Source organism: Paenibacillus lentus, assembly GCF_003931855.1.
GTDB classification, from domain to species: Bacteria; Bacillota; Bacilli; order Paenibacillales; family Paenibacillaceae; genus Fontibacillus; species Fontibacillus lentus.
The window spans coordinates 5,142,643-5,155,679 of sequence record NZ_CP034248.1; the positions used below are offsets into that span (position 1 = coordinate 5,142,643).

Below are 13,037 nucleotides of genomic sequence, written 5' to 3' on the forward strand. Positions count from 1 at the left end.
CTTGATGTAGGCAGTCGCACATTTACCACACCGTTACGTTAGAGCTCCCGCTGCTTTGATATCCCTCTGTCGCTAATACCTGATAGGACCAGTTGCTTCCCAGATGCATTCCGTAATTTCTCCATGCATTCACGTGGTTGCTAAAGGTAATAGCGACGTTGTTTCCAGTTGGTCTTTTCGACTTCCTTACACTCCAGTACTGCTGAAAGGTTTGTGTGCCATCAATGGAAGGGGCATTGTATCGCATCGTCGTATATACATCATAAGTTCCTCCATCGCTAGTCACGGTGCCTTTATATGTTCCAGTTGGTCGATAAGTCCCCCAGTTGTCCACCACGTAGTATTCAATGAGGGCATTTCTCGTCCACCCATAGAGCGTCAAATACCCATTTCCTGACGGTGCCCAGACGCCAGCATTATAGTTAATTACCCTATTCGGCGAACCTGTATTCCAGCCTTTGCCGACAACAAAATTCCCCGTATTATACCATGTCACACTGTAATTTCCCCCGGATCCATTAACCGCATTTACGGTCCCTCCGCCATCCGTCCAGTTTTGCCAATAATCTGTCGCTGCATTTGAGATTGCTGCAAACATGCTGAAACTCATGGAAGCCGCAAGAACAGCTGTCAAGACTTTCCTTTTAAACTTAAACATAATAATACCTCCCAATTTTTAATGGTGATTACCTGCCCGCCCACACTGTTTGTCGCTTACTTCCCTTTGCCGCACCTAGCTTGTCCTAGGTTCAATTTATACCTCTTTTTTTACCTTTCACCTCCTTATTTAGAAAATTATAGGAGATAAATGAGTGCATAACTATTATAAAATTAAAGGTTTATTCTTGTTTTTTTTTACATATTTTAAATTCCTAATTACAGAAATCGAGATTGAAACTTTTAACTTCTGATTAACTCAACTTTCGCACCTAGAAAAATGACTTAAACCCTTGAGTGCGCAAGAAGAATTCAATAGATTTACTCGTATTGACAAAAAAACACCTTGCTTGTTTGGTATCATGGAAGTGTCTAATCAACCATACCAACAAGAAAGGTGTGTAACCCTATGTTACAACAACATTCCCTGTCTGAACAGTCTCACTTTCCCAAAATTTTTGCCAGTCTCCACATCGGAAAAACGTTACGACAAGCGGGTATTTCTAAATCTTTCGGTCTTTCAAGTCTAGCGATTTTCCAAATCGTGTTCTCTTTGGTCTTTGAGGGGAAAAACTGGTTTCGACTCCTGGAAAGTGATCGCGGAGCAGATCTTCCCGGCAAGGATGTTATCTACCGTTTTTTGAATCAGGCTTCTTTTGCTTGGCGGCGCTTTTTGCAGGCTTTGAGTCTTCGAATCGTGCACCATTTCGAATCGCTCATTTCGTCCCACCGGGTACGTGTGTTCATTATTGACGATTCCGTGCTCAGCCGAAATCGTAGCAGAAAAGCGGAACTCTTGGCACGTGTATTTGACCACTCCACAGGCAAATTCACCAAAGGTTACACTATGCTAACGCTAGGCTGGTCAGACGGATTTAGTTTTGCTCCGCTTGATTTTGTCATGCTGTCTTCCGCTAAATTAGCCAACCGTCTGTGCGAAATGGCTTCGAATCTTTCCAAACGCAGTAACGGCTACAAACGCCGGATGGAGGCCTTTTCTCGAAAGCCGGATGCTGTCGTAGCCTTGCTGGAACGAGCCTTACGTGGAGGATTCACCGCTGATTACGTGCTTATGGATAGCTGGTTTACGCAAGCTCCACTGCTTCGCGAGCTCACTGGCCAAGGTCTGCCCGTGATTGGCATGGTTAAAGAAATGAAACAACGCTATCTAGTTCAAGGCAAGCGAATGACACTGCGCGAGGTGTTTCAAAGCCTTCCTGCATCGAATGCCAAAGATATTAAAGGCTCGATCATCGTACACACCGCCTGCGGTCTACCCGTGAAGCTTGTGTTTGTCCGCAACCGGAATAAAAAACGGGAGTGGCTGGCGATTTTAAGTACAGATGTGACGCTTGATGCGACTGAAATCGTACGTATTTACGGTATGCGCTGGAGCATAGAGACCTTTTTCAAAGTCACCAAAAGCTACTTAAAACTGGGAACCGAATTCCAAGGCCGCTCCTTTGATCAGCTGATTAGCCACACCACGATTGTATTCAGCCGATATTTGGCGATGGAATACGAACGACGCCAATCGAGTGATGACCGAACATTGGGAGGACTCTTTTTCCTCTTTGCTGATGAGGTCCGCGATCTAGATTACCAGACTGCACTTCAGCAGCTCATGAGTTTATTTCTCGAAATGTCCCAGGCGAAAACAAAGAAGAACAAAACAGCTGTATTTTGTCAACTACAGGAATGGATCTCCGGTTTACCCAGCTATATTAAGGGTTTGTTTGGAGATTTGAGCTGCGAAAGTTGAGTGATTAAGTTCATAAAACAACCTTTTAAAGACCTTTATTCACTGTTGAAATCGCAAGAACGATACTATAATATTTTTACTTAAGCATTCGCGTTCCCAAGTAGGAAATTTTTTGGATTCCTGTAGAAAGAAGGAGAACTGGATATGGAGTTTGTCTTGTATTTCGTATTAATTTTGTTATTCACCAAAATAGCGGGAGATTTGTCGGTTCGACTCGGACAGCCTGCCGTGCTAGGAAAACTGGTGATCGGCATTGTTTTAGGACCCGCTGTTCTAGGTTGGATCCAGGGCGGAAGTTTTATTGAACAATTTGCAGAAATCGGTGTTCTCCTGCTGATGTTTATTGCAGGTCTTGAAACAGATTTAAATCAACTTAAACAAAACTGGAAGCCTGCCTTCGCAGTTGCTGTCGGCGGGGTTATATTACCGTTTGTAGGCGGTTATGGTGTAGGGGAGCTTTTCGGTCTGAATCACGGGCCAGCATTGTTTATGGGTGTTCTCTTTAGCGCTACTTCGGTTAGTATTTCAGTGCAGGTTCTAAAGGAAATGAACAAGCTAAATACACGTGAAGGCACGACAATACTAGGCGCTGCCGTTGTCGACGATGTCTTAGTTGTTATTCTTCTCGCTGTTCTGACCAGCTTTCTGGGCGCTGGAACTGGAGTTTCTCTAGGCGGATTAATCGGAAAAATGGCATTGTTTTTTGCCATTGTTCTTTTAGCGGGTTGGTCCATCGTTCCTAAAGCACTGCAGTGGCTATCCAAGCTGCGAGTTTCCGAGCCAGTCATAGCAATCGCACTAGTTCTCTGTTTTGCATTCGCTTATTTGGGGGAGCTGCTGGGGATGGCGGGAATTATCGGTTCTTTCGCAGCTGGTATTGCTATTTCTCAAACGCCATTTGGACATGAGGTGGAGAAAAAAGTCGAACCTATCGCTTACGCCGTTTTTGTACCGGTCTTTTTTGTGAGTATTGGTTTGAATGTTTCCTTTAAAGGGGTAGGGGAGCAAATCGGTTTTCTGATCGCCCTGACTTTAATGGCAGTACTAACAAAATTGCTGGGCGGTGCGCTAGGGGCAAAACTTACGGGGTTTAATAATAAGTCTTCACTCATTATCGGATCAGGCATGGTATCCAGGGGTGAAGTAGCCTTGATTATCGCCGCAACCGGCTTACAAACCGGCTTGCTCTTGCCTGAGTACTTTACATCAGTGATTATCGCAATCATTTTAACGACGTTAGTAGCACCACCGTTATTGAAAATTGTATTCAAAGAACCTGAAGCTGGAAAAAGCACATTATAGCTGTAATTTGGCGCTGACATTTCACAGCTGGAGTATTCCGGTACGTTGATCAATGAAAAAATAAGTGACAAGCGCTTGTTAACTGTTACAATGATTAGTATGTCTTTTATTAGCTTAAAATTTGAATTATTGGAGGCAACATCGTTGAACAAACATAATGCAGAATATTATATTTCTAAACTTGGACTGCTTCCTCATCCAGAGGGTGGGTATTATAAAAGAACATTTCAATCCGAAGAACAAACTTCAGATCAAGAATTATCCGTCGAATTTGAAGGGAAAAGAAGGCTTTATACAAGCATTTACTTTTTATTAGGTTCAGATGACGTCTCTCACTTCCATCGTTTGAAATCGGATGAATTATGGTATTACCACGCTGGAAGTCCTTTAACGGTCCATGTTATTGATGAACATGGAGTATATAAAGAATATAAATTAGGGATAGACTTGGAGAACGGAGAAGTCCCTCAAGTACTTGTTCCGAAAAACTCGATCTTTGGTTCATCAGTCAAGGATGAAGATACATTCTCTCTGGTAGGTTGTATGGTTTCACCTGGTTTTGAATTTCAGGATTTTGAATTATTTACACAGGATGAACTTCTGGCTAAATACCCGCAGCATCAAGATATTATCATGAAATTAGCCTACGATTTAATCCCAGTATAGTTGTAGGAGCTCGAGCGTATCCGAGCCCAATTGGAACACCTTCCGCTGAAGTACAGGTATGGTCTACCTGCTCGTTCGTTGGGAGGTGTTTTTTTGTGGGTATTCCTTTCCAAATTTCTAACGGTTGCCACAGTGGTTAATCGGTTGAAAAAGAGAACTTTGATGTTCTAACGGTTGTTATCCACGTTATTCGTGCCGAATTCATCGCAACATACTAATATTGTTGGATTAGCGGCATATACAACCGTTAGATTTCCAAATAGCAAATAATCCGCAAATTAACGATGATGGCAACCGTTAGAACTAAAGGTTTTTCCACTGCGGTCGGTCAACCGGATTAAATGACAGTATGTTGTCCGAAGGAAGTAATATTTGTTTTCTTTTCACAACATCACTACATGCCCCATCCACTAGAACAAAAAAGAAGCGGGATATATCCGCTCCAGAAAATCTAAATGCTAAATGCTGCTTGATCGTATTTCATCTTTGAAGTAAGCGGCAAACAGTCCTGACCCGTTTAGACCCTTAACGAGCCGCGGAACCCTCTTGCACCATAGTAGGATTCTGCTCCATTATGGTACATGAAGACAGTATCATAGCGACGATCGCAAAAAATAGCCCCGCCGAGTTTTCTAATGTGGTCGGGTGTTTTTACCCAGCTCGAAGTTTTCAAATCAAAGTTCCCCAGTTTTTGTAGCTCCCGGTATTGTTCTTCGGTTAAAAGCTCAATCCCCATGTCAGCCGCCATCTCCATCGCGCTATTTTCTGGTTTATGTTGTTTCCTGGACTCCAGCGCTTCACGGTCATAACAAACACTTCTGCGACCTTTGGGACTTTCCGCCGAACAATCGTAAAAAATGTATTCACCCGTATTGTTGTCATAAGCAACAACATCCGGTTCACCGCCAGTTCTCTCCATTTCGTGGAGCGACCACAGCTTTTTAGAATCAGCCTCGAGCTTTACTTGTACGTTGGCCCATTCAAGACCTTGATGACGGTTCACGTTTTTCTCAAAACGGGCTTTCAATATCTGTAGCAGCTCTTCACGCTGTTCCGGCGATAACTCATCGCTATTGCTAGCATTACTTTTCGCCATGTTTATTCCTCCCTTCAAATATACTATAAACAATTTGCATCAGATATACTCTTTAATATTCCCATTTAGAATTTTATCACCCATGACTACGCCCTCTACTGAGAACTTCGCCTTCCTTTCAGATCACGGAACAAGGACTTTCGATGATAATCATTGGATAGTATGCCTTTTAACAAAACTATCTCCAATCTGATCCGCTCATTAACCAATCTTTAATCCTTATCTCTCTATTATCGATAGTCCTATACAGCATTTGGGGTGTCCATTCCCAAAAGTAATTCCCATTAGCCAAAATTAAAGCTTACAGCCACTCCCCAAAACCAACGTCAAATAGCTTGGCTCCGCCTGGTAATTGAATTAATATTTCATTTTCACTATTAATTCTTTTCCTTAATCCCCGACAAATACCACTTCTCTATATCGTCTCTGTATTAAGTGTAAATCCTTCGATGACGGCATCTTCGTCAACCTCAATCAGGATACATCGTCTCCCTTGATAATTCACCTGTTTCACATACTTTAAATCCTGCGGGCTGATCGAAATCGTGGCGACCTTCGTATCGATCTTAATCGATTTTGACGTAAACTTGGGCATGACACTATTTGCCTTCAATTCATAATGCTTATCATCAACAATCGTTTCAAACGCCCGTTCTACTTTTTCCGTCGTTACGTTCTCCACACCACTTACCGTTAATACTTGCTCCACATCTTTATAATCCAGCTTCGCAGGTTCTTCCTGATCCTCATGGGTCTCAATCACCCGGTGGATTTCCTCATACACATGAGCAAGGGTGGTCGCGTCCACTTGTTCGCCAGCCACTTCCTTCACAATATCCTCGAAGATGGCTCTCTCCTCGCGTGCCGTCACAGATCTTTCAGCATTCAAAACCTGTTCGATAAAATGTGGATTCGGTTCATTCGCTTTTCCCGTACAATACAGAATGCGATTTACATCGGAATAACCGTCCGTCACACTGGGATAAAAAAAACCTTGCTCCGGCGTACTCAGCTTAATGATCGGGTCTACATTAACATTGTACTTAAATTCTCTCTCCACATAATCAAACAACAGAGTTTTCCTCTGTTGCTCCGTGGAATTCACACTGCATAAAATGAACGGATGCGCGAACACTTCATTCTTCTCGCTCTCCTCGGTTTCATAATTCCTGTCCTTGGACGGCTGGTAGTATTGTCCACGAACGAACGTGATTACCGTATCCCGTTCATATTTGGTATCCGCCAGCATTTTATCCACTAACAACAGCATAAAATCCTGCCATTCCTCCGGATCACCAGTCACCAGAGCCTGATGAAGCAGCACCCGCGTCGGCTCCTCCACTTCCTCCTCCTGAAACTTCAACTCGAACAACTTCTGATCCAACTCACCCGTCAGCAGTTTCTTAAAATTAGCCATATGCAGCTCCTGCTTCTCTCTGTCCAACAGAGCAAATGGCAGTCGCTCCCAATGATAAATTTCGTTACTTTCCTTCATAATATACACATTAAGAATATCGTAAATACTCAACAAATCGTGATCCAGCTTAAATTGCTTGCGTATATGCGCGATTTCTTTCTTCATCATGGCTCGTTATACCACTCCCTAAGAAGTAAATTGATCTTATCAGTATAAACGAAATAAAAATTCTTCGCTAAGGTCATGACTCCTTTTTGGAGTACTTCAGGGTTACTGGCTGTTTTCAACCTCAGTCCAACTGCCCCCACGGAAAACTCTGTAGTCCCCATATCGTTCCGTATCATATAGATCCTAGCACCATTCCCAAACATCACTAATCATATCATAGAGCCCCCATGGATTAGGAAGCAGTCTTCCAACCTGTTGAGCTGAGCCATTTGAGTTTCCCGATACCATGCAATCTTATCAATTCTTTCATACCGATATCCCTACCATAATCAAGTTTATACTCATTACCAACGCTATCCCTGCTCATATTCAATTTGTCTCTTGATACCAGTGTGCTCATCCCTCTAACTTTTTGTACTTGGAATTATTATAATATACACATCTAAAATTCAATGCATTAACGTTAAAAACACCTAGAAACGGCCTACTGTTCCAACTACCACAGTTGCCTTTTTCGAGGTGTTCTTGAATTTCGTGCCCTCTATATTTAATTCTGAGCACAGATTATTGTTTTCCTGCCATCCATTTATTTCCGCAATTCATACACCCATTTTCAATATCTCTTCTTCCAATAAACCCACATAGTAGAGAAATTGGCAATGAGAAAAAGGTGAATAAGAATATCACACCAGGCATACCGATACTTTCACTTCCAAATAATGAGAATACTATCCCTAAAACGATCCCTATGCCAATAATAGATAATAACACCTTAAACATTAACCCAAAGCTATAACCTCTCTCATTCGCTACAACTTGAGTTGATTTACACTTTCTACATACAACGCTATTTCCACCTTGTTTAAAATGACTGGTTTGATGTGATTGTTTCGCTGTCGTGCTCATGATGACCTCCAAAAGTAGTTTGAAAATTCATTTATAAGATTTGCTCTGATCAAAACCAGAATAACTAATTGGAGGTCAATTTTAACCATTTCGCTGTCCATGTTTCTGCATGCAGCATCTCTTCTGGTCTGCCTTCGAATACAATATGTCCTCCTTGTTTTCCTCCTCCTGGACCCAGTTCGATGACCCAGTCGCTCGCCGCTATAAAGTCTAGATTATGTTCGATGATGATCACGGAGTTGCCTCTGTTTACAAGCGTTTGAAATACGTCTAGCAGTTTTCCATTATCTTTCGTATGCAGTCCTAAGGATGGCTCGTCCAATAGGTAGATTTGGCCTTCTTTTTGCAAGTGGCTGGCGAGTTTTAGACGTTGGATTTCTCCTCCGCTTAACGAGCTTGTCGTCTGGCCTAGGGTTAGGTACCCTAATCCTACGTCTTTTAGCGTGCTCACTCTTTTGATGATCTTGGGCATTTGAAAATAGGTCATCGCCTCATCGATCGTTAAACCTAAAATTTCTACAATATTTTTATCCTGATACCGGTGTGACAGGGCCTCGTCTGAATATCTCGTACCAGCACATGCTTCACAAGGGATCGTCACCGGATCTGCAAATGCAACGTCTGGCGTGATTACTCCTTTTCCTACGCAGACAGAACATGCTCCTAAGGAATTAAAGCTGAACAAACCTGCGGGTTGTCCTGTTTCCTTCGAAAATATGGAGCGAATATCATCCATGATTCCCATATAGGTAGCTAGTGTCGAACGACTAGAAACTCCTATACTGCCTTGCCCTACCATGATCGTTTCTGGATAACTTTCCGCAAATGCTTCCAGCATTAAGGAGCTTTTACCTGATCCAGATACGCCACATATAGCGACCAGGACATTTTTAGGAATGTTTACGCTTATATTTTTTAAGTTATTGTGAGTTGCATTTTTTATAGTAAAATGATCTCTGATATCTCTCGGATTTTTGTTTATGTTGAGGCTGTAGTTGAGGTTGGTTGCAGCAGGAGAGTTGTGTAGTCCTTCTAATTTTCCTTGATAGACTACTTCTCCTCCATGTACTCCTGCTCCTGGCCCCATCTCAATGATTTCATCCGCGGCTTTAATGACGGACAGATCATGTTCAATAACGATGACCGTATTATGTTGTTCTTTTATACTTTGCAGCATCTGTATTAACATATCCACTTCTTCTGGATGAAGTCCTGCACTGGGTTCGTCGAATATGTATGTGATATTGTTCAGACTGCTCCCTAAATGACGAGCGATTTTTACTCTTTGCGCTTCGCCGCCGGACAGAGTCCCCATTTTTCTGGAAAGGCTCAAATAACCTAATCCCATGTCCACGAGTTGTTGGATCAATGGAATCGCTTGGATCGCAATCGATTCCCCCATAGGGCCCTTGATGCTCTTTAGTTCCTCAAGTAATTCTGTCAGCTCCATTTGGTCGTATTCTGCTATATTTACACCGTTTATTCTACATTCCAACACTTTGGGGTTCAGACCCGAACCTTGGCAGGTTGGGCACAATGCATGTGTGGATACAGCCAAGACATCGTCTTGGGATACTTCCTTAAGCTTAGTGACATCTCTATGGATATAGAGCCGCGTAAATCTGGGCAATAGCCCGTCCCATTCATGGGGTTGAGGCCCGTTCTTCGTGTGAAACGGCGCAAAGACTTTTTCACCTTCCGGGGGTCCATACAGCAGCAGGCGACGTTCTTCTTCGGAATAGTCCTTAATGGGTTTATCCGGATCGAATAATCCGCCGGTCATCATCCATCTGCCTTGCCAACCGGACGGTGATAATGGCCTAAATTTCACAGCATAATCTCGAAGCGACTTATCGTAATCGATCATCTTATTTAAGTCGGGTGTAATGACCTCCCCAAATCCACCACATTGCGGACATCTGCCAAAGGAGCTTTGACTTGAAAAATCACTAGCAGAACCTACGGCTGGCTTTCCTATTCTGGAGAACAAAAGTCTAATCAATGGATGAATATCCATAAAGGTGCCGACGGTTGAGCGGGAATTCCCCCCTATAGGCCTTTGTTCCACAACGACAACCGGGCTTAAATTTTGCATCAGATCGGCTTGGGGTCTTTCATACCGTGGCATTTGATTTCTGACATAGAGGGGATAGTTCAAGGTCATTTGTCTTCTGCTTTCCGTTGCTAATGTATCGAATACAACAGAACTTTTGCCCGAGCCTGAAAGACCCGTAAATACGATGATTTTTTCTTTGGGTATGTTTAAATCTATATTTTTCAGATTATTCTCTTTAAGCCCTCTTAAAATGATCTCATCTTTTATTTCTGACATTGTACCATCCCTTCTATGCCGTATATAATTCACAGATGGTCCTTCTGATCAGGATTCACTTCCATACTCTTTTCAAAGTTATCGAGCAGTGCCCGCACTTCATCCGTTGACTTGGTGCTCATCATTTGATGTCTTAATTCACTAGCCCCGCGGAAGCCTTTGACATATACTTTGAAGAAACGCTGAAGCCCTGACATGGCACGCGGTAGCTCTTCGATATATTGATCATGAAGATCAAGGTGCAGCTTTAGAAGGTCCAGATATTCTTTCGAGCTATGCTCTTTTGGGTCTTTTTCAAAAGCAAACGGATTGCTGAATATTCCCCGCCCAATCATAATGCCATCTACACCGTATTGCTCCGCAAGCTTTAGCCCTGTTTCACGATCAGGAATATCTCCGTTAATGGTTAGAAGGGTATTTGGCGCCACTTCATCACGTAATGCTTTAATTTCTGGAATCAGCTCCCAATGCGCATCCACTTGACTCATTTCCTTTCTTGTTCGCAAATGAATAGAAAGGTTCGCAATATCCTGTTTTAATACATGCGTTAGCCACCCCTGCCACTCGTCGATCTCCTCGTATCCAAGTCTTGTTTTTACACTTACAGGAAGTCCTCCCGCTTTTGCGGCTTGGATAATTTCTGCTGCGACATCGGGGCGCAGAATCAGTCCGCTCCCCTTCCCTCTCGATGCCACATTGGGAACAGGGCAGCCCATATTGATATCTATCCCTTTAAATCCGAGCTTTGCCATCCCGATACTCATTTGCCGGAAATATTCAGGTTTATCCCCCCAAATATGGGCAACCATAGGCTGTTCATCTTCTGTAAACATCAAACGTCCACGCACACTTTTGTGCCCATCGGGGTGACAATAACTCTCCGTGTTTGCGAACTCTGTAAAAAATACATCAGGTCTGCCCGCCTTGCTCACCACATGACGAAACACAACATCGGTCACATCTTCCATGGGAGCAAGCACGAAAAAGGGCCTGGGCAGATCACTCCAGAAATTTTTTATCAAATCAAACTCAAATCCTCTCTATATAAATACGAGATCAAACTCTCGTCCATTATTCTTAGTTCAATTGTTCCACATCCCTTACACTTATAACATGTCTCATCACTTATGAGCAACCAAATGTGCTCGGGGATATTAGCTTCATCATGAACCGTGCTACAGCTGGGAATTTGGCTTTTCATATGGTATGTATTTTTTAACATTGACTCGATCTCAACTTATCGTTTATAGTACCTACGTGCTTCAATGCGAAAAAGCCTAAAAGCATAAAAATAAAGGACGGATGGGGACACATATCTTCAACCGAAACCTCATATATAAGGAGCTCCAGCATGATGGAACGACGGCTTAGTTTTTTACAAAGTATGATTCTTATCGTTTTCATTCTTGCATTTCTGTTTGTTTCGATCTTTATATTCAAGGCAGAGCCTCATATCCCGCTTCTGGGTGCAACGATCGGCACTGCCGCCATATTACACTTATACGGAGTTTCCTGGAGGAAGCTTGAATCCTCTATCATTCAAGGCATACAATCCGCGATTATGCCGATCTTGATTCTTTCGCTTATTGGAATATTAATTGCCGTTTGGATGATGAGTGGAACCGTGCCGACCATCCTGTATTATGGACTGGATTATATTGAACCGCATTATTTTGCAGTGAGCGCGTTATATGTCACCATCATTGTATCGATATTCACCGGCAGCTCGTTCACCACAGTCAGCACGGTCGGTGTGGCCTTGATGGGCATTGCCATGACAACGGGAATTTCACTTCCTCTGGCAGCGGGGGCCATTGTCTCAGGCGCCTGTTTTGGGGATAAAATGTCTCCGCTGTCCGATACGACGAATTTTGCACCTGCAGTGGCTGGCATCTCATTATTTACCCATATTCGTAATATGATGTATACAACGGTGCCCGCGTTAATTATCACAACGATATTATTTCTTCTAATCCCGACAACCGGGTCTATTGATTTGAGCTCTATTCAGTCCATCAAGGAATCATTGCAAAATGGGTTTCATCTTCACTGGTTAACGCTGCTGTCACCCCTTGCGGTCATTGTATGTTCCGCAAAGCGTATACCGATCCTTCCCACATTAATTGTAGGCATTGTTACTGGACTTTTGATAACAGCATTTGTTCAACAGCAAGCCTCGATAGGCAGCTGGTTCAGTGTGATGCAGGGCGGTTACAAGAGTGCCATCGTGAATGAGACTGTAGCTGAGATCGTGAACCGGGGCGGCCTGCAATCGATGATGTGGTCGGTGTCCCTGATCCTGATTGCTTTATCATTAGGTGGATTGCTGCAGCACTGTGGAGTCATCGAAGCCTTGTTCCGTAAATGGATTGAGCCGCTAAAACGGCGCAGCAGCATTGTTCTTATGACGGGCGCATCATCGATCGCCGTTAACGGCATGACAGGGGAGCAGTATTTATCTATTCTGCTGCCGGGCCAAATGTTTAAGGATGAGTATACCCGTAGACAAATTCCGGCCAAAACCCTGTCACGAACCTTGGAGGATTGCGGAACACTCGTCAACCCTCTGATTCCATGGGGCGTCAGCGGAGCTTTTTTCGCTGCGACCCTTGGAGTTCCGGTTCTTGAATATGCCCCATTCGCTGCATTCCTATGGTTAAGTCCGATATTCACTTTCGGCTTTGCCTTGATTCCGCGATTACAGCAAAACTCGCTGGGAACAAGTAAGTGA

At 43.3% G+C, this 13,037-nt stretch carries 10 protein-coding genes and 1 pseudogene; 4 read left to right on the forward strand and 7 right to left on the reverse strand.

Translation table 11 applies throughout. The annotated features are described in order from the left end of the window. Positions 1 to 22: 22 nt before the first annotated feature. Positions 23 to 658 (reverse strand): glycoside hydrolase family 11 protein, encoded by a 636-nt coding sequence (locus EIM92_RS22920; protein ID WP_125084832.1) that lies wholly within the window; start codon positions 656 to 658, stop codon positions 23 to 25. 408 nt (positions 659 to 1,066) lie between these two features. On the opposite strand from EIM92_RS22920, the gene EIM92_RS22925 reads away from it, so the two are divergent. The 3 genes from EIM92_RS22925 (at position 1,067) to EIM92_RS22935 (ending at position 4,387) form a co-directional block, all read left to right on the forward strand. Beyond that, the gene (locus EIM92_RS22925; RefSeq protein WP_125081488.1) at positions 1,067 to 2,419 is read left to right on the forward strand and encodes an IS4 family transposase; all 1,353 of its coding nucleotides are present in this window, start codon (positions 1,067 to 1,069) and stop codon (positions 2,417 to 2,419) included. 144 nt (positions 2,420 to 2,563) lie between these two features. Further along, positions 2,564 to 3,721: a cation:proton antiporter gene (locus EIM92_RS22930; protein WP_125084833.1), complete on the forward strand. Its 1,158-nt coding sequence runs from the start codon at positions 2,564 to 2,566 to the stop codon at positions 3,719 to 3,721. Between the two features lie 144 nt (positions 3,722 to 3,865). Then, on the forward strand, positions 3,866 to 4,387 hold the full coding sequence (locus EIM92_RS22935) for a cupin domain-containing protein (protein WP_125084834.1): 522 nt from the start codon (positions 3,866 to 3,868) through the stop codon (positions 4,385 to 4,387). A 517-nt stretch (positions 4,388 to 4,904) separates the two neighbouring features. Here EIM92_RS22935 and EIM92_RS22940 read toward each other — a convergent pair. The 6 genes and pseudogenes from EIM92_RS22940 to EIM92_RS22965 form a co-directional block, all read right to left on the reverse strand. Continuing rightward, a complete protein-coding gene (locus EIM92_RS22940; protein ID WP_125084835.1) occupies positions 4,905 to 5,483 on the reverse strand; it encodes a DUF4256 domain-containing protein in 579 nt (192 codons plus the stop codon). Positions 5,484 to 5,898: 415 nt separating this feature from the next. After that, a complete protein-coding gene (locus tag EIM92_RS22945; protein WP_125084836.1) occupies positions 5,899 to 7,068 on the reverse strand; it encodes a DUF4317 domain-containing protein in 1,170 nt (389 codons plus the stop codon). A gap of 120 nt (positions 7,069 to 7,188) precedes the next feature. Beyond that, a pseudogene (locus EIM92_RS22950) lies at positions 7,189 to 7,388 on the reverse strand (formylglycine-generating enzyme family protein); the annotation flags it as partial. A gap of 244 nt (positions 7,389 to 7,632) precedes the next feature. Beyond that, positions 7,633 to 7,974: a hypothetical protein gene (locus EIM92_RS22955; RefSeq protein ID WP_125084837.1), complete on the reverse strand. Its 342-nt coding sequence runs from the start codon at positions 7,972 to 7,974 to the stop codon at positions 7,633 to 7,635. A gap of 64 nt (positions 7,975 to 8,038) precedes the next feature. Continuing rightward, complete coding sequence (locus EIM92_RS22960) at positions 8,039 to 10,306, reverse strand: ATP-binding cassette domain-containing protein (protein WP_125084838.1); 2,268 nt, start codon at positions 10,304 to 10,306, stop codon at positions 8,039 to 8,041. Between the two features lie 29 nt (positions 10,307 to 10,335). Beyond that, a complete protein-coding gene (locus EIM92_RS22965; protein ID WP_125084839.1) occupies positions 10,336 to 11,328 on the reverse strand; it encodes a tRNA dihydrouridine synthase in 993 nt (330 codons plus the stop codon). A 332-nt stretch (positions 11,329 to 11,660) separates the two neighbouring features. On the opposite strand from EIM92_RS22965, the gene nhaC reads away from it, so the two are divergent. After that, positions 11,661 to 13,037: a Na+/H+ antiporter NhaC gene (gene nhaC / locus EIM92_RS22970; protein ID WP_125085329.1), complete on the forward strand. Its 1,377-nt coding sequence runs from the start codon at positions 11,661 to 11,663 to the stop codon at positions 13,035 to 13,037.